We start from the raw sequence: 24,148 nt of genomic DNA, 5'->3' as shown, positions 1-24,148 counted from the left end.
CAGCAGCGTGGTCTTGCCCGAGCCGCTCGGGCCCAGCAGCGTCAGGAACTCGCCCTGTGCGACGTCAAGATCGGTCGGCGCGAGCGCGACGAAGTCGCCATAACGCTTGCACAGACCGCTGATCTGGAGATTGATGGTTGCCATGCGGATCTCTTCCTTGATGAACGATGCCAGGCCTTAAGTGAGAATCCAGCGGTTGAAGCGCTCGAGCGCCACGCTTTGATTCTCCTGCCAGTACTTTGCATCGATATGCACGCCGGTCTTCATGTTGTCCGGGAACGTCGGGCAGTTCTTCGCCTGTTCCGGCTTCACGTAGTTAAAGGATTCCGGTTGCGTGAGACCCGCCGGGAAGTACTCGACGAGCGCGGCCTGACGCTTCGGGTCGCTGGCGAACTTGATGAACTCGCGGCAGGCATCGGCGTTCGGCGTGCCCTTCAGGATCGCCCAGTTGTCGCAGCCCCAGATGTTCTGGTTCCACACGATGCCCACCGGCGCGCCCGAGGCCATCGCCGATTGCGCACGCGAGGCCCACGTCGCGACCATCGCGACTTCGCCCGAGTTGAGCATCTGCTCGACTTGCGCGCCCGTCGTCCACCACACATCCACTTGCTTCGAGATCTTGTCGAGACTTGCAAACGCGCGATCGAAGTTGATCGGATAGACCTGGCTCGTCGATGCGCCATCGGCCATCATCGCTTCTTCCAGCGTATCGAACGGATACTTGCGGATCGAGCGGCGGCCCGGGAAGTCCTTCACGTTCCAGAGATCGGCCCACGAACTCGGCGCCTTGCGGCCCTTGAACGCATCGGTGCGATACGCGAGCACGGTCGAATAGACATTGGTGCCCACGCCATATGCCGACATGTATTGCTTGGGAATCTTGGCGATGGTCGGATCGGATTCGAGGCCGTGCTTCTCGAGATATTCCTTGCCACCCGAGGTCAGCAGAAGAATCGCGGGCTGGCTGATCTTCGCCATGTCCCACGCGTAGCTGCCTGCTTCGACCATGCTCTTGATCTGCGCGGTCGGCTCGGCATTCGCCTGCACGCCCACCACTTCGATGCCGGTCTTCTCGAAGAACGGCTTGTAGTACACCGCGCCGTACGCCTTGGTGTAGATACCACCGTCGTCACGCACGACGATGCGCTTGCTGGCCGCGCGCGAAGGCGTCCAGACAAACGGGAACGCGCCGGCCACGATGCCTGCGCCTACGGTCTTGATCGCCGAGCGGCGGGCGGGGTTGAGGATCGTTTTGTCGTTATCGTGCTTGGGCTTCATATAAGTCTCCTGCGGTAAGCGAGGGGCGGTGGTGGCTTGATGAGGGGTGGATCAGAGCGGCGCGGCGGGAAAGAGACGCCCCGGGTTCATGAGGTTCGCGGGATCGAGCGCGCTTTTCACGGCACGCATGATCGACAGTTCGGCGGCGGACTTGTAGTGCGCCATTTCCGGCAAGCCCGTCTGGCCGACGCCATGTTCCGCGCTGAACGTGCCGCCGAGCGCATGCGCGGCATCGTTCACTGCACGGCGCACGGCAGCGCCCGCGGCGGCCTGGTCGGGCAGCGCGCGCCAGGCATCGAAGGTGTACATCGGCACCAGATGGATATTGCCGTCGCCCATATGGCCGACGATCACGATGCCGATCCCGGCGTCGAGCGCGAGCACCGCTTGCGTAGCCTGCTCGATGAACGCGGGCACCGCCGACAACGGCACCGCGCAATCCGTGGTCAGCCCGATGCCGGCCTTCTTGTTGGCTTCCGTCACGCTGTGCCGCACTTCCCACAGTGCAGCGCGCTGACGGTCGCTGCTCGCGATGATCGCGTCTTCGAGCAAGCCCGCTTCGGCCGCTTCTTCCAGCGTGGCCTGCAACACGCTTTCCATGTCGGATGCGCCCTGCGTGTCGCCCAGCTCGACCAGCACGTGCCAGTCGTGCGCGCCTTCGAGCGGTGCGCGGCGATCCATCACGTGCTCGACGACCAACTGCAATTGCCGTGCGTTCATCAGTTCGAACGCCGAGAGGCGCGAGCCGCAGTTGGCCTGGAACATCCCGAGAATCGTCAGCGCGGCTTGCGGGTCGGTCGGCGCAAACCAGGCGAGCGCGTGATGCGTCGGCAGCGGATGCAGCTTGAGGGTCGCCGCCGTGATGATGCCGAGCGCGCCTTCCGCGCCAATGAAAAGATGCTTGAGATCGAGGCCGGTATTGTCCTTGCGCAGCCCGCGCAGGCCGTTCCAGATGGTGCCGTCGGCCATGACCACTTCGAGGCCGAGGACGTTCTCGCGCGTATTGCCATAGCGCAGCACGCTGGTGCCGCCGGCGTTCGTCGAGAGCGTGCCGCCGATCTGGCACGATCCCTCCGCGCCGAGACTCACGGGATAGAGTCGCGCGACATCGGCGGCTGCATCCTGCACGGTCTTGAGCACGCAGCCCGCTTCCACTTCCATCGAACCGTTCGCGGCATCGATGCTGCGAATGCGGCGCATGCGCGCCAGGCTGACGATGACAGGCGGTACGCCGTGCGTCGCCGGCACCGAGCCGCCGCACAGGCTGGTGTTGCCGCCTTGTGCGAGCAAGGGCACGCCCGCCGCTGCGCACAGGCGCACGACACCCGCGACCTGCTCCGTCGATGACGGCTGCACCACGCACAGCGCCGCACCGCGAAAACGCCCGCGGAAGTCCTCGACGAAACCGCTCATGTCCTCCGCCACGGCGATGACCGCATCATCACCCAGCAGACTGCGCAAACGGCCGATCAACTCAGATTCATCAAACAAGGCAAGCTCCATTGGGGCAAGGGTTCCACCCGTCGTTTGAGGCAAGAATAGGAGCACCAAAATTGAAATAAAATCACAGTGATCGAATAGCGATTACTTTGGTCATGCTGCAACGCATTTTTGCTTAAGTTCAAGGACTTGCGAACTTAAAAACTTATTGCAAAGCCTTAGGCCGGAAAGCGCCGGGGCATTGGGTCCGGTCCGCGTTTCGTCGTACACTCGCGCATCCGCCATCACTACCAGCTCGCGCCCGTGCGCATCGCGATGACCTTCGACCCAGCACTCAACGGCAGACAGCGCGCACTGCTCGATCGTGTCGCGCGAGATGGCTTCGCGACCATCGAAGACCTCGCCGCGCATTTCCAGGTGACGCCGCAAACCATTCGGCGCGACGTCAACTGGCTTTCGGAACAGAACCTCCTGCGCCGCTATCACGGTGGCGCGAGCACGCTGACCAGTTCGGAGAACACGGCCTACACCGCGCGCCAGCAGATGTATCTGGAGGAGAAGCAGCGCATCGCGCGACGCGTGGCTGCGGAGATCCCGAATCAGGCGACGCTCTTCATCAACCTCGGCACGACCACCGAAGAAGTGGCGCGCGCGTTGTGCCAGCACACGGGTCTGCGCGTCATCACGAACAACCTGAACGTCGCGAACATCCTCGCGGACGGGTCGGACGCCGAGGTGCTGGTGGCGGGCGGCCAGGTGCGCGCGCGCGACAAGGGCGTGGTGGGCGAGCAGGCGGTCGACTTCATTCGCATGTTCAAGGTCGACTTCGGGATCATCGGCATTTCGAGCATCGAGGAAGACGGCACGCTGCGCGACTTCGATATCGCCGAGGTGCGCGTGGCGCAGGCGATCATCGAGCAGTCACGCACCGTATTCCTCGCCGCCGATCATTCGAAGTTCGGGCGCGCCGCACTGGTCAAGCTCGGGCATCTGTCGCAGATCGACGCGCTCTTCACCGACGCCCCGCCACCCGACTGGATAGCCGACACGCTGGCCGCCGCGGACATCGCCGTGCGCGTGGCGCACTGAATCCCGGTCGTTCAGACGTCCTGTATCGGCGAGCCGTCCTTGTGCACGAAGCGGCCGTCCGCGTTGGCGCTCATCATGTCGATGTCGGAACAGGTCGTGAGATCTTCATGGACGCGGCTGCCGACTTCCAGATACACCGCTACCGCGTTTGAGCGGTTGATCAGGTGATGACCGTTTCCGGTGCCCTTCGGAAAGGCCGCGCACTCACCCGCGCGCAACACGGTTTCGCCTTCGTCTTCGATCAGCACGAGTTCGCCTTCGAGCACCTGCACGAACTCGTCCTCGTGCGAATGCCAGTGCCGCTGGCTCGACCATCCGCCCGGCGGCAGGTGCATCAGGTTCACGCCGAAGTCGCGCAGGCCGCCTGCGTCGCCGAGACGCTGACGCGTGCGCGTGGCGCACGGCGCGGCGAAGGGCTTCGGATAACCCGATCCCGCGATCTTCGGAACAGCGGCGATATCGACCTTGGGCATGCTGGCTCCTTGCTTGCGCACAGGTTGAAGAGCATCGCTCAAAGAGCGGCGCATGTGCAACCACGGCTTGCCATCGGCGGCATGCTGGGTTGCAATGACGGGCCCGGCTTCAACCCTCCACCAACAAGGACGCGAACATGATGCAGGATCAACGGCGCTGGCTCACTATCGGCGGTCCGGTCGTGTTCCTGCTGCTCTGGTCGGCGGGCTTTCCGATTGCCAGGACCGGCCTGCACTACGCCTCGCCGCTGACGTTCCTCTCCATTCGCTTCGCACTGAGCGTAGGCGTGCTGCTCGCGGTCTGCGCGATCAAGCGTCCGCGCTGGCCCGCCGATGCGCGCGGCTGGCGGCATCTCATCATCGTCGGCTTTCTCGTGCAGGTGATGTACTTCGGCCTCAGCTATCTCTCGATGACCGCGGGCATCGCCACCTCGGTGCTCGCGCTGATCGTCTCGTTGCAGCCGATCCTCGTCGGCGTGCTCGCTCCGAAGCTGGTCGGCGAACGCATCGGCGCGCGCCGCTGGGTGGGCCTGCTGCTGGGTCTCGCTGGCGCGACCGGCGTGATCCTCGCGCGCGGGCCCTTGCAGGCATCGTCGCTCGGGCCGGTACTGCTGGCAGTGGGCGCGCTGATCGGCATCACGGGCGCGATGCTCTACGAGAAGCGGCTCGGCACCGCGCAGGATCCGCTCACGTCGAATCTCGTGCAGTACAGCGTCGGCTTCGTGTTCTGCGCGCCCATGGCGCTGTGCTTCGAGCACACGCAAGTTCACTGGACGCCCACGCTCATGGCGACGCTCGCGTATCTCGTGATCGGCAACTCGCTGATCGCCATCACGCTGCTGCTTGCGATGACGCGCGCGGGCAAGGTCTCGCAAGTGGCGTCGCTGTTCTTCTTCGTGCCGCCCGCCGCCGCCGTGATGTCGTATCTGATGCTCGGCGAAGTGCTGCCGGTGAGCGCATGGTGGGCGATGGGCATCGCGGTGCTGGGCGTGGCGATCGCTACATGGCGACCGCGCGCATAGCGTCTTGCGCATGAAATCGAGGCGTTGCCCACTCTGTGAGAATGCCCGATGAATAGCATGACTATATGCCTTCAATGGCCGGGAAAACGCTAATCGCACGCGTCGAAAGTGCTGCATATAGTTTGTCTATTGAAGCCGACGCGCGGCATTTCGCTTTTCCCAATTACTAGTTCAAACACGCCGCGTTTTCGCACAATCCTCTCGCGCACTGCCTGCCACGTCATGGTCTCTGGCGGCATCTTTCATCCGTGAAAGATGCCCGCTCATGACGTGCCGCTGAAACCCTGTATCTGAAAGCGATCGACGATCAGTCGACTCATCGACTCACGAAGAACAGACCGGAGGAAGACATGGCGCAGAATCGGGACGACGACACGAAAGACGGCAGCGGCTTCATCAATTCGAGCCGGCGCGGGCTCATGCAAGGCGCGGGGCTCGGCGCCGCGCTCTCGCTGCTCGGCGGCGTGGCAGGCACCGGCGCGCTGATCTCCAGCGCGCAGGCCGCCGAAGCCGCGTTTCCGCAGCACAAGAAATGGAAGATCGTGTTCGTCAATCACGTGACGACCAACCCGTTCTTCGTGCCGACGCAATACGGCATTCAGGACGCATGCTCGATGTTCGGCATGGACTATCAGTGGACCGGCTCCGCCACGTCCGATGCCGGTGAAATGGTGCGTGCAGTGAACTCCGCCATCGCCGCGAAAGCTGACGCGATCGCCGTGCCCATCGTCGATCCGAACGCCTTCGACAAGCCCATCCAGGCCGCGCTCGACGCCGGCATTCCTGTCTTCGCCTATAACGCGGATGCACCACGCGGCAAGGTCAATCCGCGTCTCGCGTATATCGGCCAGGACCTGTATCAGTCGGGCTATCAGATGGGCGAGCGCATCGCGGGCATGATCGACAGCGGCATGGTCGCGCTGTTCATCGCGACGCCGGGTCAGCTCAACATTCAGCCGCGTCTCGACGGCGCCAGCGACGCCATCAAGAAGTCCGGCAAGAAGATCGACATCCAGACCGTGGCCACGGGCGCGACCGTCAACGAGGAACTCTCGAAGATCAAGGCGTTCTATCTCGGCCACCAGGACCTGAAAGGCATGTTCGCCGTCGATGCAGGCAGCACCCAGGGCGTCGCCCAGGTAATGAAGGAATCGAACCTGCCATCGAAGGGCGTGCATGGCGGCGGCTTCGATCTGTTGCCGCAGACCATCCAGCTCATTCACGAAGGCTTCCTCGATTTCACCATCGACCAGCAGCCTTATGTGCAGGGTTTCTATACGGTCATGGAAGCGTTCCTGTTCCTCGCTTCGGGCGGGCTGGTCGGGCCGGCGAACATCAATACGGGTCTCAAGTTCGTGACGAAGGACACCGTCGAGCCGTACCTCAATACGTCGACGCGTTATGAAGGCAAGACCACCAAGCCGGAAATCGTGCCGATGAAAGGCGCAATCAAGTCCTGATGAACACGATGAACCAACCTGGCAACGCAGCGACACCCGCGCGGATTGCAGCCCCGCGCGGGGCATGGATGTCGCACTGGGCGCCCGAGCTGCGCATCCTGCTGGTGGCCGTGCTGCTCTCGGCTTACTTTCAGTTCGTCAATCACGACTTCCTGCTCAGCGGTCCGAGTCTCGTCAACCTGTCGCAGTTCATCGCGCCGGTGGCGATCATCGCGTTCGGCGAAATCATGCTGATGATCGGCGGCGACATCGATCTGTCAGCGGGCATGGTGTTCGCCTTCGCGCCCTTCATGATGGTGTTCGCCAACGACGCCGGCGCGCCGATGTGGCTCGCGGTGATCGCGGGACTCGTCGCGGCGGCGATCATCGGCTTCGTCAACGGCGCCGTGACGGTGTTCCTGCGCCTGCCTTCGTTCGTGACCACGCTCGGCACGCTGTTCCTCATCAACGGCATCACGCTCACCGTGTCGCGTGGCACGCCGGTCGCGACACCGGGCACGCCCACGTTCGCCAACGTAATGGGCGCCTGGGGCTACAGCGAGATCATCTGGACCGTGGCGATCGCCGTCGTCATGCATACGCTGCTGCGCCACACGCGCTGGGGCCTGCATACGCAGGCGTCGGGCGCGAATGCGCTGGGCGCGAGCGAGGCCGGCATTCATGTGAACAGGCTGCGGCTCGGTAACTTCGTGCTCGCCGCCGTGCTCGCGGGCTTCACCGGTATCCTCGAAGGCTTTCGCATCACCTCCATCGATCCGCAAGCCGGCGGCAACCAGATCATGTTCCTCGCGGTGGCGGCGGCGGTGATCGGCGGCACGCCGCTGACGGGCGGTTCGGGCACGATCGTGGGCGGCCTGCTCGGCGCCGCGGTGCTCGGCATCCTGAGCGACGGCTTCACGCTGATCGGCATCAACGCGTTCACCTTCAACATCATTCTCGGCGCCGCGATCCTCGCCGCGATGATCTTCAATATTCACGTCGGGCGCATTCGCCGCAAGGGAGCGCGATGATGTCGGAAGTGCAAGCGGCTCCCACTGATCTCGCGTTGCGTGGCGATCGTATCGTCAAGCGTTTCGGTGCAGTGACGGCGCTCGACGGCGTGTCGCTCACACTCGGCAAGGGCGAGATTCTCGGCATTCTCGGCGACAACGGCGCGGGCAAGTCCACGCTCGTCAAGATCCTCACGGGCTTTCATCAGCAGACCGAGGGCGCGCTGCACGTGCATGGCGAGGAGACGCTGCTCAAGTCCGTCGATCATGCGCGTTCGCTCGGCATCGAATGCGTGTATCAGGATCTCGCGCTGGCGAACTCGCTGTCCATCTATCACAACATGTTCCTCAACCGAGAGATCGTGCGGCGCGGACCCTTCCGTCTCGTCGATCACAAGCAGATGCGCGAACGCGCGGCGCAACTGCTCGACGATATCGGCGTGCATGTGCCTTCTGTTGACCTGCCGGTGGAGCGGCTCTCGGGCGGACAGCGCCAGGCCATCGCGGTGGCGCGCGCCGTGAATTCGAACGCGAGGATCCTGCTGCTCGACGAACCGCTCGCCGCGATGGGCGCACGCGAGGCCGCGCTCATCATCGACCTGGTGATGCGTTTGAAGGAGAAAGGCGGCCTCTCGATCATCATGATCATGCACAACTATGCGCAGACGCTCGACATCGCGGATCGCATCATGTTGATGCAGCGCGGACGCGTGACCTACGAGCAGCGCAGCGCGAACACGTCGGTGGCGGAGCTGATGGATATCGTGAGACGGGAATACCGGGCGATGCGCGCGACCACCGCGCATTGAGCGTCATCGACGTTTGAGCCAGTCGCGGTGAGCTGGCGGGACCAACATGGATTACCGCAATCCCAAGCAACGCAAGAGCATGCACGGACGCATCGTGCAGGAACTCGGCATGCAGATCGTGAGCGGGGTCTTTGCGCCCGGCCAGCGTCTGCCCGCCGAGCCCGCGCTCTGCGAAAGCTATGGCGTGAGCCGCCCCGTGCTGCGCGAGGCGACACGCGTGCTGGTCGCCAAGGGACTGGTGGTGTCGAAGCCGCGGGTGGGCAGCGTCGTGCGGCCTCGCGACGAGTGGCACATGCTCGATCCCGACGTGCTCGTGTGGACCATCAGCCGTCTTCCCGAAGGCGAGTTCTTCCGCTCGCTGATGACCGTGCGGCAGGTCATCGAGCCTGCCGCCGCCGCGCTCGCGGCGATCTCCGCTTCCGAGGAGGACATTGCGCGCATCAGCGCGGCCTTCGATCGCATGGAACGCGCACAAACCGCCGATGAACTGCTGGTGCCCGACCTCGAGTTTCATCGCGCGATCATGACGGCGACGCACAACGACATGCTCGCCTATATCGGCAACATGCTGTCGCTCGCGCTCAGCGAGTCGATCAAGCTGACGAGCCGCCATCCGAACACGCACGCGCTGTCATTGCCGCGACACAAGGCAATCTTTACGGCCATCGCCAACCGCGATGCGCTCGGTGCGCGGCAGGCCAGCGTCGTCCAGCTCGACAATGCCCGCGCCGACGCCAACTCGATCCTCGGCGGCGCCGCACTCGAATCCGCAGGGCCTTTCACACGTTAGGCGCTCGCGGGTTCATCGCGTGTCATTCCACGTGATACGCGTCTCAAGTTCATTTCCCTCTCGCCGTAAACCCTGACTAAGACCGGCCGCTGCTGCACGGTCTCCATCCTGCCCCTCCCTTCCCGCACTTTCTCTCGTGGAACGGCCATTGGGGTCTTGCGACGAGCACTCCACACCGTCGAGCGCCACCTCTCCGGCGCGAGATGAAGGTCCATCATCGGTCCGTCCGTTTTTACGGACGACTCGCGGAACGCGCACCTGGTTCGTGGAAATAAAAAACTGACCATCGGGTAGTGCGTTTCACATGACGAACTTTGAATCTCTTCGTTCCTCGGGCTTCCGCTTTTCGCGCGTGCGCGGAGTTGCAATGTCCGCCGCTACGCTCGCGATGAGCGTGATGCTCGCCGCATGCGGCGGCGGCGGTGGCGGCGGTGGCGGTGGCGACAATGCAGGCACGGCATCCGCCGCGAGTCCGACAGCGAGTGCCGCAGCGAGCGGCACGTCGACGTCGGCCCAGGCTTCGACTGCGAACGCATCGGCGACTGGCGGTACGTCCGGCGCGAGCACGTCCACCAGCGGCGCCGCCGTGGCTCCCACGAATGCGGCCGCCGCGACCAGTCCGGTCGTCACCACGCCGGTGCCCGTCACCAGCAACGACACGTCGACCAGCCCGGCCTCACCGTCGAGCCCTGCATCGACGGCGACGCCTGCGTCATCCCCCCCCGGCGAGGTCACGTCGCCTACCAATCCCGTGTCCACTCCGAGGCGCTTCTATGGCGTGAACGGACACAACAACGAAGGCGGCGCCTACGACATCTCCAGCCCCGCCGTGCAACTGGCGCAGTTGCAGGATCTGGGCGTCAAGTACTATCGCAACGAGGTGTACAGCCCGGGCACCGCGAGCAAGCTCGCGAACATCGCCGCGATGATGGACGCGGGCGGCGTGACCGTCTATCCCGTCCTGCTGATGGACTACAGACTCTTCGCCAACGAGACGCAGGCCTATAACGCCGGCTTTGCACTCGGCCAGCAGACCGCGACCTCGCGCCGCTATCCCTATTACGAAGTGACCAACGAGATCGAAGCCGAAGCGCTGAACGGCAATGTCGACGGCGTCTATCCGCAGCAATACGACACCGGCACGTTCAGGATCGTGCGCGGCATCATCCGCGGCATGATTGCGGGCATCAAGTCGGTGGATACGTCGGGCAAGATCATCCTGGGCGGCGGCACGTGGCTGCACTACGGCTTCGCGCAGATGCTCGCGGCCGGCATGGAACCCGATGGCAGCATCAGTCATCCGACGGTCGACTGGGACATCACCGCGTGGCACTGGTACTCGGAGCAAGGCGACATCACGAACGCATGCGGCGGCACCGGATGCCATAACGTATTGCAGGCCCTCAAGGCCTTCGGCAAGCCCATCTGGCTCAACGAGATCGGCGTGCGTCCGAACTACGGTTCCGATCAGGCGATTGCCGCCTACCTGACCGGCAACACGATGATGGCGCAGTTCGTGGCGCTTGCATCGACGTACGATATTGAATCGATCCAGACTTACGAGCTCTACGACGACCCCGTCGGCGGCGAAGGCAACTACGGCCTGCTCAAGAACGACGGCGTCACGCCGAAAGCCGCTTACTCGGCCTACAAGAACTTCGTCGCCACGCATCCGATGTGAGTCGTCTGCATGTCCGGATGCGCTAGAGGACGGCGATCCAGGCGAGCAGCGTGACGATCGAGAACAGCGTGGTCATCGAGATGACCGCGCCCACGACATGCTTTTCGATGTCGTATTCCACCGCGAGCACATATGCACTCTTCGCGGTAGGCACGGCCGCGCACACCACGGCCGCGACGGTCGCGGTGTGACCGAGGCCGGCCGCGAGACAAAGCGCATAGACGACCAGCGGCACGACCGCGAGCTTCAGGGCCGTGAGACAAGCGTAGCAGCCGAGCCGCTCGCGCAGTTCGCCGATGGTCAGATCCAGTCCGATGGCGAACAGCGCGCAAGGCGTCAGCGCTTCGCCGAGAATCGTCAGGAAGGCATCGACCGGCGCGGGCAACCGGACGCCGATGATCGACCAGAGCAAGCCGACGAGCGTCGCGAGGATCACGGGGTTGGTCGCGATCTGGCGGATCAGTGGAGCCGCGCGCAGAGTGTGTGAGCTATCGCGACGGCCCAGTTCGAGCAGCACGACCAGCATCGGAAACATGATGGCGCCGACGAACACGGTGGCCACCGCCGCTGCGAGCACGCCCGGCTGTCCATAGAGGGTCTTGAGTATCGGCAGCGCGACGAAACCCGTGTTGGTCATGGCCACCGCGGCGGCGAGCATGGCGCTCGTGCTCAGGTTCATGCGCGCGGGCCACGCGATGCGCGCGCCCGACATCATGGCCGCGAAGCAGAGCATCGAGCCGCCGCCGAATGCCGCGAGGAAGCGCCATTCGAGCAGCGAGTGCAGCGGCTCTTTCGCGATCGTCACGAAGACCAGTGCGGGCATCGCCACGTAATACGCGAAGCGCATCAGCGCGGCCGCCAGCGTGCGCGGCATGTAGCCGGAAGCGCCTGCCAGCCATCCCGTGACGATGATCGCGAAGATCGGAAGAATCATTCCGGCGAGATGCATGGCGGCTCCGACAAGGAAGGCGGACCTGCCCGCAGGCGCATGATGCCTTGCGGTGATTCGCCGCCATTATCGAAAAAAAGCCGCCTGCACCTTGCCGTGTTGCGCAATCACCGGTTTCCAGGCTTCACTGACCGCTGTAGATGTTGCAGCTCAGTCCGACGACGCATGCCTGATTCGTGCTCGGCGTCCACGCATCGCGCGAGGCGCCGCTGGCCTTGCTCGTCGACATCGTTCCGCCATAGCTCATATCGGACATGCTATTGCTTTGCGTGGTCTGCTGTTGCGCGGCGCCAGAATCCGGCGCCATCTGCATGTCCTGCGCGAAAACCGCAGCGCTCATCGCGAGTGCGCCCGCCGCCGCAGCGGCGTAGAGGAAGCTTGCTTTCATTGCCGTCACCTCATTGATCAAATCATCACATTCGGAGCCGCAAGCTTGCGACGGGCTTGCAGCCTGACCTTGCACGGCCGCGTCGAGCGGACTTCTTGTTTCATGCGTATGAGAGAACGCATTCATACGCTATACCGTCGGACGGTGAATTCAATTCCCGATCCGCCCGATTCATGACTGGCATGCACGACGTCGGGGGTGGGCGAGGGCTCGTTTAAGCAGACGATGAGTCGCACACGAAGCGCTGTCCGGCCGGCGCGCTTACGAAGCTTGCGACCGACTTTGCTATATTGGATTTCCCGCTCTGGAGTTGCTTGCAATGCGCGTCGGCAGACCTGTCAAACCGCTTCCTCACCCGGACTGCGACTATTGCGGCGCGCCCGCGACGCTCGCTCGCATGGGCGACGAGCCGTATCCCTATCGCGACGATCACGGACCGCTCTGGATCTGCGTGCCGTGCCAGGCATGGATCGGCATTTTCGCGCGCAGCACGCGCCATGTTCCGCTGGGCAGGCTCGCGGATGCGCAGCTGCGCGATCTGAAGACGAAGCTGCATGCGGCGCTTGAACCGCTCGTGCAGGCGAAGGTGCGACGCGATGGCTGCAACGTGTTCGAGGCGCGTTCGAAGGGCATGAAGTGGCTCGCGCAGGCGATCGATGTCGAGCCGGACAAGTGCAGCATCCATACGCTCGATGCGGAACAGTGCGAACGTGCTATTGCCATCGTCGAGGCATTCGAAAAAGAGCGCGGCAACCACCCTTCAGATTCTGCGGACGACGATCGTTAACCTGAAAACGATCAACCATCGGTCTTCGCATGTCACGCACCCTTCCCTTCCAGCGCTCGCCGCAAGCGACGCGCGCACGTCTCGGCAAAGCTCAGTTGCTTCCTATCCCGCGCGCCGTCGCCGACGAGCTCGCGCTCGGCGCACACATGGCGCTGGCTGCCTTGCGCTCGGGATCGCAAGATATCGCGCCCGCGCAGAGCATCACCGAGGCCATGCTTCTGGCGAAGTTTCTCGCGGAAGCGGGACATGGAGATTTCTCGCAGGAAGAGTTGATCCTTGCTGATCAGACTATGGCCTCTGTTTTCGATGATGGGCGTAAGTCGGGGCATTGGACGTTGCCCGCTGAGGGATTCGAGCGTCTTGCCGCGATCGTGTCTCTCTATGATCACCAGTTGCGTCGCGCCACACTGGGTGCGCTTTCGGTTGCTAGCGAGCGGCTGGAGCGGTGCAAGGCGGGGGAGCCATATCAGGTGGTTCAGCCTGCGCAGGCGCGCGGGGCAGTGGGGGTTTGAGGTTTTTTGGATCTGTTTAGCGGGTTCGATGCGCTTGAACGGAGTCAGGCCGGTCACTCTTTGTGCAGCTTGTCAGCCGTTGTGGGATTGCTGCCGGTTGAGTTGGCTCCTTTCGGTTTCCGTGCGCGATGAGTCGATCAGGTATCTATTGGTTCGACTTCGCGGTGGGTCGCATGTTGGGCGTGATCCAATGCGGCTCGGTGTGGGCGGTTGGCGAGTGTGAGCTTTGCCGCGATGCGGTCGGTGCGGTCGGTGCGCGGAGAGCTAGTTGGCCACTCGGCCGATCGTTTATGGTTTGGGCTCAAGTGTCTGGTTGAGCCTGGCCAGGTTGCTGGGACGCGCCACGTGTTCGCGTGTTACAGCGTGACGCTGAGAATCTACATACCAGACGCTCTTCTTGTCTTTCAGCAAAGGTCGCATAGCGTCGACGTTTTGCGTAGATACATTTCCAGTCATCCAAACCTCCGGCGCTGGACCACCATCATTACACTGGTTGTATCGTTTGATACGCTTCAGGTCAGTACCAGGCGCTCAACTACGCTTCTTGCCGCCATTAAGCGTTGTCCTCGGTCACTAGCTTGACACTCACGTGTTTTTCCGTGAAACAAGTTCAGGAATACTTTGTATCCTATTGATTTATATAGCTTTAATTGGATTCTAGTTTCTTCTTGAATGTTTCACGCGCGAACCGGTTGAATTGGATTAAGCCGGCCTTGCGGATCAGCGCGGAATGCGGATGGATTGGCTCGTTTCGTCGATTCCGGCCCGCAATACCTAGAGTCTTCTTTTTTGCCGCATCAAGCTCGGCACGAGCGATTGGGCTGCGTCGGCATTCTTGCGAATTCGGTTGAGCGACTAGCGCTCTCCTGCTGTTTGGCGTAAGGGCGTAGACTTGCTGGATTGGACCCGGACGTATGCTGCGCGTTGACTTTGAACATGGCCTGTCGTGCCAGTCCCGAGAGCGCGGACCGCTCGAATTCAGGACGCGTAATCCAAATCAGGTGCAGCATTTCAATGCGATGCTTGGTACGGAACTATAGGGCCTGACTATTTACCCCTTGGTCGGTGTCACGTCCGCGCATCAGCGGGCGAGAATAGGGTGCGTCAGATTGCGCCTGTACCGAGCCGCAGACATACTGATTTGCGTGTGGTTCTCACGCAACCCATCCGATAGGCAGATTCATAGCTAAGGCAACGCACCCCAGCCGCTTATCCGCTCCAAGGTGCTCAGACAAATGGGCGCTATCGCTGCAACTCAAAGTGAATCACCGCGCAACGCTTTTCAGCGGTTGATCAAAGCGTGAAGTATCGTTTCCGCAGCACGCTTGCTTATCGATTCAAACTTGGCAACCTTCAGGTCTTCTTTAACTCCTCGAGCGCCCTCGTCCGCGAGTCCTACGTATCTCGCTGCTGGTAAAAGTTTGGCGCCTTCATATCCCTGGACGCGCCGTTTCGCAGAATTTGGCTCTGCTGAATCCATTCGGATCTAATACAGGACGCTCCGAGCATCCGAATTCGGACACTGTTGGTTGGCGACTATGGCCTCGCATAGAGATCCAGCAGCCTTCCTCTTCGCCTTGTCCATCTAGGTCTTTTGCTGGTGTCCGAATTCGGACACTGGCACCCGCTCGCATCGGATGCGTTTCTCGCTTTTTGCAACTTGTGAACCGCGATCGTCCTCGGCCATGAAATAGAGCTAGCTCGCGCTATCTGTTCACGGTATCGTCTGTTCGCAGCGGTCGATTGCACACATCTGTCCGTCAAACCTAAGCGCCATCCAGACTTAGAAGGCTACGAGGCTCGGGACCTTTCCCCCCTAACAACCACTGATCGACAACCATCTGACGTTGTCCGAATTCGGACACTCGGTCGTGAAGCGTCTCGAAGGCGAATAACAAACCCGCCGAAGCGGGCTTTGATCATTCGAGCCGGGGCAGAGCTTTGGAGCGTCGTGGCCAATGTGTTGGCCCAATAGCGACTGCACACCCGCACTGTCCGAATTCGGACACTTAATCCTCAAACCTCTCTTGAAGACCGCCGCATCACCACTCCCTAAGACCGTCCGAATTCGGACACGCCACCGCAAAGCGTCTCGCATCCCCAATAAAAAACCCGCCGAAGCGGGTTTTGATCATTCCGATTGGATGGAAAACATCTTCCCTATGTGTTCCCTCAGCTGATTTTCCTGCTCCTCCGTAACCACACCCGCTTTGAACTTAAAAGTAAGGCCCTTGACGTCCTTCGTAATACTGCCCGCCTGAACCTTACCTGCGAAAATCTTGAGGATGCTTCTGCCGCCGGCGTCGCTTGTCGGATTTCCCCGCGTAGCTTGAGCATTCATGCTCGCTGCAACCTTCGTCTGTACCAGATCTCCAGACACAACCTGCGGCCACAGTTCCTGAAGTGCCTTCAACCCCTGCTCACCAGTCTTCTTGAGCGCGTTCGCGATATCCTGCGCCGACGACGCGCCCAGCACCGATGGCTTGAGATCCAGATCACGCTTCACGAAATCGGGCAAGGCGTCATACGCAAGGAAGCGATACAAGTCGCTCCTCGAGATTCCCATCGCCTCCGCAAGCCTTGTTCGATTGGGGAATTCCGACTCCGCTCGACGAATCGCAATCGCAATTTCATAGTCGGAGAGATCGTCACGAGTGACATTCTCCATGAGCGCCAACGCAGCCATGTCCTGATCCGTGCACTCGATTACCACCGCACGAACCGTTTCGCGATTGATCAGCTTGTGCGCTCGCCAGCGTCGTTCGCCTGCTACCAGCTGGAACGAGTCACCAACGCGACGAACCGTAACAGCCTGCAGCAGTCCCACTTCGCTAATCGAGCGAGCGAGTTCCGAAAGCTTTGCTTCACTGAACTGGCGTCGGGGTTGCCACGGGTTGGGCACAATCTCATCGACGCGAATTTCTGTTTCAACGCCTCGAGCTTCCAGCTCCTGAATCCGCAACTGTGCCGCAGCCAATGCGCTCGTAATCCCAGGCATCGTCTGCGGACCACGATTCGTCTTATCCTTTTTAGCCTCTCCCTTGAAGTCCGCAGGCTTCGGCAGATTGGCCGTCTTGGCCATGAGTTGTTCGCGTATGTTATTGCTCATGCCGACTCCTTCCAGGATTTCACAAACATGTCGTCCAGCCACTTGGCGTACTGCATCATCGGTTGCCGGACACGCTGAAGCGACTTTGCCGTCGAGTGTGTGCTGACCACGTCCAGTGCCGTCGAAAAAGACAATGCGCCGCCGCTCATGACGGAACTCGAGGGAATCTCGAACGGATCGAGCCATCGGCCATATGCGCTTTGCGCCCACTGTCGAACCACTGGCGCCGACGACGTCTTCCCATAATCCACCTTCGACAACAGGATGGAGATAAAGTCATAGACCTTGTCTTCCTCGTAGGGAAGGAAGTCCTCAGCGACATCCGAGAAGAGACGCCAGAACGCCAATGAGCTGATGAAGTCGAGGTTCTCGGGAATCATCGGCATGAGCAACGCGTCGGCGGCCAAAAGCGCGTTCAAGTTCATATATGACAGCGACGGCGACGTGTCGATCAAAATATAGTCGTACTGCGATCGAAGCGGTTCGAGGCCTTCGCGAAGCACAGCCCAGAAGCGATACCCTTGAATCGTCTTCTGCCGCGCAGGCAACAGGAACTCAGCTCCGTAGAGGAAAGTGTGGCCCGGTATGATGTCGAGTCCGTCCCAGTACGTCGATTGAACGCTGGCGCCGAGACCGCCTTCCACGTTCTGGTCATATATATAGGGCAGCACGGTGTCGTCGCCCGAAATCTCTTTCTCAGCGTAGAGTCCGCACAATTCCGAAGCCGATGCCTGCGGATCAAGATCGACGAGCAGCACCTTGCGTCCGAGCAGCGTCAGCGCCTGTGCGAGGCAAACGGTCGTCGTCGTCTTCGCCGATCCGCCTTTCAACTGAGCGGTCGTCAACACCTTGCCCCGGAATGCGCCATCGCCTTCGTCGAGACGCGTCTGATAGATATCAGAGGCCATCTTCACCCACATACGAACTTCCGGCAGCGTAAACGTTCGGCTCCGGCCCGTCCCATTCAATGTGCCCGCGGGCAACCCGCCTTCTCCCTTCGTCACGAGATATTGAATCTGCTGCCGCGTCAGATTGCACATCTCGGCCAGTTCGCTGATCGTGTAGTAGGGCGCCACTTTCCTCGGCCGGGGCGCCAGGATTTGCTCTCGCAGGTTGTCCGAGAAGGGTTCCAGGTTGTCTGCGAACTCCGCGACTTCGCGGAGTGTGACCTTGCGGTCTTCCATCGGTAGCGTGCCAACGTTAGCCATTCTGCGCTTTCTCCATGTATTGACGTCGAAGCGCAGAATACACGAATATGCGTAAACGAGGTTGTAGCGCCGCGAGATTTCAGGATTTTCCAATCCCGAACCGCCTTAAACCCTTGATTTCACTGGTGCTGCGCGTCCGATCCGGCCGCATTCAGCACCCGGAAACGGCCCTCCGTACGTATCAAATTCGCCGCATTAAGCAACCCGAAACAGTATCCGCACAAAAACCACCCCGGGGGCGGTTTTTGTGCACGGCTGTCCGAAGCTCAAATAATGATCAATTTCATAGGCTTAGCACACGTACCTCACATCAAACCTGATGATCGCCGCCTGTGTTCGTTCGGTTATTTTGTAAACCTTAAACTCGCAAACCTACAAACAGAGGGCAGTAAACCCTTTCAAATCAAGCGACCGCCCTGTGGATAGGGACGGTTTTTGTGATCAGCAGGGCGGTTTTTGTGCTGGTGTAAACGCATTTTGGGCAACCCTGGGCGATTTTTGTGTCGACCGGGGCGGAAATTGTGCGCAACGGATGCTCGCCGGGGTGTTTTTTGTGTCGCTCCGAACGAATCCGGGTTGGACCGCCACGGGGCGGTTTTTGTGTTGACACCTCTTGCTCGCCTGATAGAGTGCCCGTGGACCGCAGTCGACAAACGCATGGAAAACCGAGAACTCACCGTTACCCCTCAGCAACTGGCGCTGGACATCTACGAAGACATGTCCGCCCAAGGCTCGGCTATCTCCGAGTCGACGAGGGACATCGGTTTCCTGCGCAACAACATCTTCACGCGTGTCGGCGGGCTCGGCATCGCCGCGCGCCGCGTGCTGGACGCCGCTTACTTCATCGTCGCGACCAAGGCGCCGGAAGAGTTGATCGACGACAAGGTCTACACCTTTTCGGCCGACATCAACTACTTCAAGTGGCTGATGCGCTACGACAGCCGCAATCACAGCCACCTCATCACACAGATGCGCGCTGCGGCCCGGGCTCGCGTCGAAATCATGACGGCCCCGTCGATCGAGGAAATCACCGAAAAGGATTCGTGGGGCACCATCAGTCTGCTGGGCGATTGCTACATCGAACGCAACGTCGTGTGCATTCTGCTGGCCGGACGCGTCATCAAGTACCTCATCAGCCCCTACAAGGCTCATTGGCTCAGCTTGCGGGCCTCGACGGCCTTCTCGCTGTCGCTGTCCCGCGCCATTTACGACCGCCTGATTCCCTGCGAGGGTCACGGCGTGACCGAATGGTTCGCCTACGAAGAGGTACTCGAATGGCCGGGCAAAGTCGGCGAATCGCGCAAAGAGGTGAAGGAGTTCAAGAAGCGCTTCCTGGAACCCGCCATCGACCAGCTGAACGAGGTGTCGGATTTCGATGTCAGCTGGGAGCCCAACGCCGAGCGCGTACCGCCGGAGAAGCTCAAGATCCGTTTTCGCTTCACGAAGAAGCAGGGCGCGGATGCCGCGCGCGCCGGCATCCAGGACTCGATGTACCTCCTGCTGCACAACGAATTCGCCTTCGATACCCCTGACTTCGAGCGTCTCGCCAAGCAGCGCGACCTCTGGACCGACGAGCGCCTCGAGCAGGCGATCGAATACACGCGCTACAAGCTCAACGAAGGCAAGGTGACGGTGAGTCCGCGCGGCTACCTGTTCAAGGCGCTGGAGGGGAATTACCGGATCGGCGAAGCGGATCGCAAGATGGCGGCCGTCAAGGCTCGTCAGCTCGAGGACGATCGCAAGGATCGCCGTTCGCGCGATGCCGCGCAGGCCAAGCTCGAAGCCAGCATCCAGGTGCAGAACGACACGGCGAAAGCCAAGATGAGCGAGGAGGTCCGCGCGGGCCGCGAATACTTCGAGTCCGCCGATACCCCGTTGCGCCGCGATCTGTGCCACGCGTTCCTGAGCCAGCTGATTCCGCAGCGCCTGATCGAGAAGCAGGGGCTGTCGCGCGATGCGCTGAATGCCGACAACATCCTCACCGTGAACCGCGTGGTGTGCGATGCATTCTGCTCGCACGTGTTCGCGAAGATGAAGAAGGCGCGTCCGAGCCGTTGAAACGCGCCGGGCCGTGCGTCCCCACTACCGGCCATCCAATGGCTTCTGAAGCGCCGCCAGCACCGCGCCGACCACGAGCACCAGCGCCGAATACACCAGTCCTCGCGTGAGCCCTGCGCTGTCCGAGATCTTGCCGATCACCACCGGCCCGACGATCTGCCCGAACGCGAACACGATGGTAAAGGCGTTGATGCCGCGCGCCCACTGGGCGGACGGGAGGTTGTGCCGCACGAATGCCGTCGTCGACGCCACGGCGGACAGGAAGGTCGCGCCGAACAGGGCGCCCGAGACGAAAGCCGCGAGCGGATGCACGATCATCGCGGGAACGAGCGTCGCGACGGCGAGCAGCGCGTTGAGGATCGCGAGCGCCTGGCCGCCGCGCATGCGATCGAGCAGCGTGGACCACATGCGCGCCGAGAAAACCGTCGCCACGCCGAGCAGCACATAGAAGCTGCTCACGACCGGCGCACTCATGCCTGCATTGCGCAGCAACGCGACGATGAAGGTCATGTAGCCGATATAGCCGATGCCGAAGCACGCATACCCCGACAGCGCGAGCGCGAAACGGCGCCGCTGCACGGGAGCGCTTTGCGCCGCGTGCGTCGCATGGCGTGCCGTCGACGCGGACTGCGCGCTATCTATCCGCCGCGCGGCCGACGCCGCCACCACTGAAAACACCGCGCAGCCGACGGCCAGCGCGAACCACGCGTAGCGCCAGCCGTGCAGGGTGGGCAGGACGGTGAACGGCACGAGGATCGACGAGATGACGATGCCCCAGCCGGTGCCGCCGTAGTAGATCCCGATGACGAGTCCGGCGTCGCGCGGCGAGAGCGAGGCGAGCCGGGCCGCCAGTATACCGCCGCTCACGAAGATGAGTGCGCTGCCGATGCCGGTCGCCACGCGCAGCGCGAGCAGCGCGCGGGTGCCGGTCACGGCGCCGCTCGCCGCCATCAGCACGACCGTGGCGATGCAGCCCGCGACGAACAGCGAGCGCGAGGTGAAGCGCGTCGACCATCGGGAGAAGGCGAGTGCCCCGAGCAGGTAGCCGAACGCGTTCGCGGTGTTCATCGCGCCGGCCTGGGCGAAATTCCACGCCAGATCCTGGCGCATCGGCGGCAGCAGCAAGGCGTAGGAGAAGCGCGCGAGGCCAAGCGCGATCGCGCTGCCGAGCGATAACGCGATCGCGAGCTTCAATGCCTGCACGCGTTCCACTTCGCGCTCTTCATCGCGCGCGTCATTACGCTGGCTCACCCTCTGTCGTCCTCTTGTCGTTTTGCGCCCGCCGTATGGTATCGCGTCGAATGGTCACACTGCTTACACGAGCGATGGCTAAGCTTCGCGACGCTGCGTCGATCGGCGCGCCTCTGCCGGAGAACCCGATGTCGTTCGTGCCAGGCCGCTGCATGGCGGCGGGAGTCGTCGTATTACTGTGCGCAATCGTTTGCGGATGCAGCCGTCCGGACGCGGATGCCGCGCGTCCGGCGCCGTCGTCCACTTCCACTGCGCTCGACAATCCGGCGCCCGCCCCGACCGACACCAGCGAGCTTCAGGACTGGGCCAGACAGGCTACCGGCAGCACCTCCGTCCGCCCGGCGCAGGCAGGCAGCGCGCAGGCATCGTCGGACGCGCTTGCGACCCCCGTGATTCATACGGTGGATTGACCTTTCTCCTCACCCTCCCCGCCTACCGATGAAAAACAAGAACCGTCGTGACTTCCTGCGCGCGTCCGCCGAAGCGGCCGGCGCGGCCGCCGCGCTGAACGTGATGCCGCTCGGCATCCGCCAGGCCCTGGCGATCCCCGCCAACAACCGCCATGGCTCGATCGAGGATATCGAGCACATCGTCGTCCTGATGCAGGAGAACCGCTCGTTCGATCATTACTTCGGCACGCTGCGCGGCGTGCGTGGCTATGGCGACAAGAGCGCGGTCACCTTGCCGAACGGCAAGCCCGTCTTCCATCAGCCGACGACAGCGGGCGCGGGCGAGCTGCTGCCGTTCCATCCGGCCGCGGCCAACCTCGGGCTGCAGTTCCTGCAGGGCTTGCCGCACGACTGGGTGACCGGACACGCCGCTTTCAATGGCGGCCTGTACGACCAGTGGGTGCCCGCCAAGGGCACGACGACCATGGCGTACCTGCAACGCAACGACATCCCGTTCCACTACCAGCTCGCGGACGCCTTCACGATCTGCGACGCCTATCACTGCTCGATCAACTCATCGACGGATCCGAACCGCTACTACATGTGGACCGGCTACGTCGGCAACGACGGCACCGGTGGCGGCCCCGTCGTCGATAACGCGGAAGCGGGCTACGGCTGGTCGACGTTCCCCGAAGTGCTGGAACGCGCGGGCATCTCGTGGAAGGTCTATCAGGACATCGGCACCGGTCTCGACGCGAAGAACAGCTGGGGCTGGACCGACGACGCCTACATCGGCAACTACGGCGACAACTCGCTGCTTTACTTCACGCAGTATCAGAACGCGCAGCCGGGCAGCCCGCTGTACGAAAAGGCCCGGCGCGGCACGAACGCCGCCGCCGGCGACGACTACTTCACGCTGCTGAAGCGCGACGTCGCGAACGGCACGCTGCCGCAGGTCTCGTGGATCGTCGCGCCGGAGGCGTTCTCCGAGCATCCCGAATGGCCGGCGAACTATGGCGCGTGGTACGTCGATCAGGTCCTGCAGGCGCTGACGTCGAATCCGGAGATCTGGAGCAAGACGGCGCTGCTCATCAATTACGATGAAAACGACGGTTTCTTCGATCACGTCGTGCCGCCGTTTCCGCCGGCGTCGAGCGCCAATGGCCTTTCCACCGTCGATACCACCAACGAGATCTTTCCCGGCAGCTCGAGCTACGCGACCGGACCGTACGGACTCGGCGCGCGGGTGCCGATGCTGGTCGTGTCGCCGTGGTCGCGCGGCGGCTGGGTGTGCTCGGAGACCTTCGACCACACGTCGGTGATCCGCTTCATCCAGAAGCGCTTCGGGCGCGCGCACGGTCTCGCCGAACCGAACATCTCGCCGTGGCGCCGCGCGATCTGCGGCGATCTCACGTCCGCCTTCGACTTCCGCCGCCCGAACGCCAATCTGCCGACACTGCCCGCCACGACCGCCTACGCGCCGCCCGACAAGCTGCGTCACACGCCGTATCAGCCGGTGCCGCCCGATGCCCAGACCGTTCCGCAGCAGGAGCCGGGCGTGCGTCCGGCGCGCGCGCTGCCGTACGAGCTGTTTGTGCGCGCGAAGACGCACGCGTCGAAAGATGCCGTTTCGTTCGATTTCATCAATACCGGCAGCGCGGGCGCCGTCTTCCTGCTCTACCAGAACGCCAGCACGACGGCCCCGCGCTCGTACACCGTGGAAGCGCGCAAGCGCCTCGCGGACCGCGTCGCGGCGGAGACGGACGGCAGCTTCGATTTCGTCGTGCATGGCCCGAACGGCTTTGTGCGCCGCATTGCGGGCACGGTCGGGAAAGCGCATTCATGGTGGTCGGGCGAGCAGGCCCAACCGGATGTCGCTGAAGCTTACGACGTCGCCAACGGCAACCTGCAACTGCGGCTCGAGAACCGCGGAACGGCTGCGTGCACGTTCAGCGTCAGCAACGCCTACGCGCCGACGAAGACCGTCACGCGGCGCGTACGCGGCGGCGATACGGCGCAGGTCTACCTCGATCTGCGCGACGCGCACGGCTGGTACGACGTCGAAATCAAGGTCGATACCGACGCCAAGTTCCTCCGCCGACTGGCCGGCCACGTCGAAACAGGCCAGGACAGCATGAGCGATCCCGCGCTCGGCACGTGACCTCCGCCGCGGCGCATCCGCCGCGGTGACTCCCGGATCGTGCGTCCGTCGCCGGGCGCGCGACCGTCTCCATTTCCCCGTTTTCCGGAACTCTTCCGCTCCAATCCGTTCGGAACCACCTGGTTGCGCGCGCCGTCCGCGCTTGTCTGTCCCGCTGCGACGCGCTGGAACGCACGTCGCCGGGCGGGGGATGCCCGGATGGCCGAATGCCCGGCGGACGAAGAAAATCGATTTCGCGCCACCGCTCGAAGCTGAGAATCGTTTCGACGGCGAGGTAGGTAACGGAAAGCCGGCGCGTCGGGCCG

At 62.5% G+C, this 24,148-nt stretch carries 22 protein-coding genes; 12 read left to right on the top strand and 10 right to left on the bottom strand.

Features of this window, described 5'->3' with window-relative positions; all coding sequences use genetic code 11:
* The 3 genes from QCE62_RS21300 to QCE62_RS21290 form a co-directional block, all read right to left on the bottom strand.
* The coding region (locus tag QCE62_RS21300) for an ATP-binding cassette domain-containing protein (RefSeq protein ID WP_409017891.1) at positions 1-144 on the bottom strand (144 nt) is incomplete at its 3' end.
* A 33-nt stretch (positions 145-177) separates the two neighbouring features.
* On the bottom strand, positions 178-1,278 hold the full coding sequence (locus QCE62_RS21295; RefSeq protein WP_309922833.1) for an ABC transporter substrate-binding protein: 1,101 nt from the start codon (positions 1,276-1,278) through the stop codon (positions 178-180).
* A gap of 51 nt (positions 1,279-1,329) precedes the next feature.
* The gene (locus QCE62_RS21290; protein WP_409017890.1) at positions 1,330-2,691 is read right to left on the bottom strand and encodes an FAD-binding oxidoreductase; all 1,362 of its coding nucleotides are present in this window, start codon (positions 2,689-2,691) and stop codon (positions 1,330-1,332) included.
* A 342-nt stretch (positions 2,692-3,033) separates the two neighbouring features.
* On the opposite strand from QCE62_RS21290, the gene QCE62_RS21285 reads away from it, so the two are divergent.
* Complete coding sequence (locus QCE62_RS21285; protein WP_309922828.1) at positions 3,034-3,807, top strand: DeoR family transcriptional regulator; 774 nt, start codon at positions 3,034-3,036, stop codon at positions 3,805-3,807.
* A gap of 11 nt (positions 3,808-3,818) precedes the next feature.
* On the opposite strand, the gene QCE62_RS21280 is transcribed toward QCE62_RS21285, so the two are convergent.
* Positions 3,819-4,280 (bottom strand): cupin domain-containing protein, encoded by a 462-nt coding sequence (locus QCE62_RS21280; RefSeq protein WP_309922826.1) that lies wholly within the window; start codon positions 4,278-4,280, stop codon positions 3,819-3,821.
* Positions 4,281-4,417: 137 nt separating this feature from the next.
* Between QCE62_RS21280 and QCE62_RS21275 the strand changes: the two genes are divergently transcribed.
* The 5 genes from QCE62_RS21275 to QCE62_RS21255 all read left to right on the top strand — a co-directional run bounded on the left by QCE62_RS21275 (position 4,418) and on the right by QCE62_RS21255 (position 9,350).
* Positions 4,418-5,302, top strand: a complete 885-nt coding sequence (locus QCE62_RS21275; RefSeq protein WP_309922824.1) for a DMT family transporter — start codon at positions 4,418-4,420, stop codon at positions 5,300-5,302.
* A 350-nt stretch (positions 5,303-5,652) separates the two neighbouring features.
* Positions 5,653-6,762, top strand: coding sequence for a sugar ABC transporter substrate-binding protein (locus QCE62_RS21270; RefSeq protein ID WP_309922822.1), 1,110 nt, complete (start codon positions 5,653-5,655; stop codon positions 6,760-6,762).
* A complete protein-coding gene (locus QCE62_RS21265) occupies positions 6,762-7,772 on the top strand; it encodes an ABC transporter permease (protein ID WP_309922820.1) in 1,011 nt (336 codons plus the stop codon). Before QCE62_RS21270 ends, QCE62_RS21265 begins: the two co-directional genes overlap by 1 nt.
* Entirely contained in the window at positions 7,769-8,560 is a 792-nt protein-coding gene (locus QCE62_RS21260) for an ATP-binding cassette domain-containing protein (RefSeq protein WP_309922819.1), read from the top strand. The genes QCE62_RS21265 and QCE62_RS21260 overlap by 4 nt, the downstream gene beginning before the upstream one ends.
* A gap of 46 nt (positions 8,561-8,606) precedes the next feature.
* Complete coding sequence (locus QCE62_RS21255; protein ID WP_309922817.1) at positions 8,607-9,350, top strand: FadR/GntR family transcriptional regulator; 744 nt, start codon at positions 8,607-8,609, stop codon at positions 9,348-9,350.
* Positions 9,351-9,650: 300 nt separating this feature from the next.
* Here the strand turns inward: QCE62_RS21255 and QCE62_RS21250 are convergent, their stop codons facing one another.
* Complete coding sequence (locus QCE62_RS21250) at positions 9,651-10,109, bottom strand: hypothetical protein (protein ID WP_309922815.1); 459 nt, start codon at positions 10,107-10,109, stop codon at positions 9,651-9,653.
* On the opposite strand from QCE62_RS21250, the gene QCE62_RS21245 reads away from it, so the two are divergent.
* Positions 10,102-11,031, top strand: a complete 930-nt coding sequence (locus QCE62_RS21245; RefSeq protein ID WP_309922813.1) for a lipopolysaccharide biosynthesis protein — start codon at positions 10,102-10,104, stop codon at positions 11,029-11,031. The two genes, QCE62_RS21250 and QCE62_RS21245, sit on opposite strands and share 8 nt — an antisense overlap.
* A 22-nt stretch (positions 11,032-11,053) precedes the next feature.
* Here QCE62_RS21245 and QCE62_RS21240 read toward each other — a convergent pair whose 3' ends face one another.
* Positions 11,054-11,980 carry an AEC family transporter gene (locus QCE62_RS21240; RefSeq protein WP_309922811.1) on the bottom strand — a complete coding sequence of 309 codons (927 nt, stop codon included), beginning with the start codon at positions 11,978-11,980 and terminating at the stop codon, positions 11,054-11,056.
* 124 nt (positions 11,981-12,104) lie between these two features.
* Complete coding sequence (locus QCE62_RS21235; RefSeq protein WP_309922809.1) at positions 12,105-12,368, bottom strand: hypothetical protein; 264 nt, start codon at positions 12,366-12,368, stop codon at positions 12,105-12,107.
* Between the two features lie 319 nt (positions 12,369-12,687).
* On the opposite strand from QCE62_RS21235, the gene QCE62_RS21230 reads away from it, so the two are divergent.
* Positions 12,688-13,155, top strand: coding sequence for a zinc-finger-containing protein (locus tag QCE62_RS21230; protein WP_309922807.1), 468 nt, complete (start codon positions 12,688-12,690; stop codon positions 13,153-13,155).
* Positions 13,156-13,184: 29 nt separating this feature from the next.
* Complete coding sequence (locus tag QCE62_RS21225) at positions 13,185-13,667, top strand: hypothetical protein (protein WP_309922805.1); 483 nt, start codon at positions 13,185-13,187, stop codon at positions 13,665-13,667.
* A 2,131-nt stretch (positions 13,668-15,798) separates the two neighbouring features.
* Here the strand turns inward: QCE62_RS21225 and QCE62_RS21220 are convergent.
* A complete protein-coding gene (locus QCE62_RS21220; protein ID WP_309922803.1) occupies positions 15,799-16,776 on the bottom strand; it encodes a ParB/RepB/Spo0J family partition protein in 978 nt (325 codons plus the stop codon).
* Positions 16,773-17,984 (bottom strand): AAA family ATPase, encoded by a 1,212-nt coding sequence (locus QCE62_RS21215; protein ID WP_309922917.1) that lies wholly within the window; start codon positions 17,982-17,984, stop codon positions 16,773-16,775. Before QCE62_RS21215 ends, QCE62_RS21220 begins: the two co-directional genes overlap by 4 nt.
* Before the next feature lie 657 nt (positions 17,985-18,641).
* Here QCE62_RS21215 and QCE62_RS21210 point away from each other — a divergent pair.
* On the top strand, positions 18,642-20,042 hold the full coding sequence (locus QCE62_RS21210; protein ID WP_309815294.1) for a replication initiation protein: 1,401 nt from the start codon (positions 18,642-18,644) through the stop codon (positions 20,040-20,042).
* A gap of 24 nt (positions 20,043-20,066) precedes the next feature.
* Here QCE62_RS21210 and QCE62_RS21205 read toward each other — a convergent pair whose 3' ends face one another.
* Positions 20,067-21,293: a YbfB/YjiJ family MFS transporter gene (locus QCE62_RS21205; RefSeq protein WP_309922801.1), complete on the bottom strand. Its 1,227-nt coding sequence runs from the start codon at positions 21,291-21,293 to the stop codon at positions 20,067-20,069.
* A 74-nt stretch (positions 21,294-21,367) separates the two neighbouring features.
* On the opposite strand from QCE62_RS21205, the gene QCE62_RS21200 reads away from it, so the two are divergent.
* Together QCE62_RS21200 and QCE62_RS21195 are read left to right on the top strand one after the other, a co-directional pair.
* Positions 21,368-21,703: a hypothetical protein gene (locus QCE62_RS21200; protein ID WP_309922799.1), complete on the top strand. Its 336-nt coding sequence runs from the start codon at positions 21,368-21,370 to the stop codon at positions 21,701-21,703.
* Between the two features lie 28 nt (positions 21,704-21,731).
* A complete protein-coding gene (locus QCE62_RS21195) occupies positions 21,732-23,843 on the top strand; it encodes a phosphocholine-specific phospholipase C (protein WP_309922797.1) in 2,112 nt (703 codons plus the stop codon).
* The last annotated feature ends 305 nt before the right edge of the window (positions 23,844-24,148 follow it).

Source organism: Caballeronia sp. LZ033, assembly GCF_031451265.1.
Lineage (GTDB): Bacteria > Pseudomonadota > Gammaproteobacteria > Burkholderiales > Burkholderiaceae > Caballeronia.
This window is presented reverse-complemented; position numbering and strand designations above follow the sequence as displayed.

Excerpts from the sequence above, each read along its gene's own strand:
- QCE62_RS21225 (WP_309922805.1), top strand. The coding sequence starts at position 13,185 with ATGTCACGCACCCTTCCCTTCCAGCGCTCGCCGCAAGCGACGCGCGCA.
- QCE62_RS21230 (WP_309922807.1), top strand. The coding sequence starts at position 12,688 with ATGCGCGTCGGCAGACCTGTCAAACCGCTTCCTCACCCGGACTGCGAC.
- QCE62_RS21255 (WP_309922817.1), top strand. The coding sequence starts at position 8,607 with ATGGATTACCGCAATCCCAAGCAACGCAAGAGCATGCACGGACGCATC.
- QCE62_RS21270 (WP_309922822.1), top strand. The coding sequence starts at position 5,653 with ATGGCGCAGAATCGGGACGACGACACGAAAGACGGCAGCGGCTTCATC.
- QCE62_RS21215 (WP_309922917.1), bottom strand. The coding sequence starts at position 17,984 with ATGGCTAACGTTGGCACGCTACCGATGGAAGACCGCAAGGTCACACTC.
- QCE62_RS21275 (WP_309922824.1), top strand. The coding sequence starts at position 4,418 with ATGATGCAGGATCAACGGCGCTGGCTCACTATCGGCGGTCCGGTCGTG.
- QCE62_RS21285 (WP_309922828.1), top strand. The coding sequence starts at position 3,034 with ATGACCTTCGACCCAGCACTCAACGGCAGACAGCGCGCACTGCTCGAT.
- QCE62_RS21240 (WP_309922811.1), bottom strand. The coding sequence starts at position 11,980 with ATGCATCTCGCCGGAATGATTCTTCCGATCTTCGCGATCATCGTCACG.
- QCE62_RS21260 (WP_309922819.1), top strand. The coding sequence starts at position 7,769 with ATGATGTCGGAAGTGCAAGCGGCTCCCACTGATCTCGCGTTGCGTGGC.
- QCE62_RS21210 (WP_309815294.1), top strand. The coding sequence starts at position 18,642 with ATGGAAAACCGAGAACTCACCGTTACCCCTCAGCAACTGGCGCTGGAC.
- QCE62_RS21295 (WP_309922833.1), bottom strand. The coding sequence starts at position 1,278 with ATGAAGCCCAAGCACGATAACGACAAAACGATCCTCAACCCCGCCCGC.
- QCE62_RS21195 (WP_309922797.1), top strand. The coding sequence starts at position 21,732 with ATGAAAAACAAGAACCGTCGTGACTTCCTGCGCGCGTCCGCCGAAGCG.
- QCE62_RS21280 (WP_309922826.1), bottom strand. The coding sequence starts at position 4,280 with ATGCCCAAGGTCGATATCGCCGCTGTTCCGAAGATCGCGGGATCGGGT.
- QCE62_RS21235 (WP_309922809.1), bottom strand. The coding sequence starts at position 12,368 with ATGAAAGCAAGCTTCCTCTACGCCGCTGCGGCGGCGGGCGCACTCGCG.
- QCE62_RS21220 (WP_309922803.1), bottom strand. The coding sequence starts at position 16,776 with ATGAGCAATAACATACGCGAACAACTCATGGCCAAGACGGCCAATCTG.
- QCE62_RS21290 (WP_409017890.1), bottom strand. The coding sequence starts at position 2,691 with ATGAGCGGTTTCGTCGAGGACTTCCGCGGGCGTTTTCGCGGTGCGGCG.
- QCE62_RS21265 (WP_309922820.1), top strand. The coding sequence starts at position 6,762 with ATGAACACGATGAACCAACCTGGCAACGCAGCGACACCCGCGCGGATT.
- QCE62_RS21200 (WP_309922799.1), top strand. The coding sequence starts at position 21,368 with ATGGCTAAGCTTCGCGACGCTGCGTCGATCGGCGCGCCTCTGCCGGAG.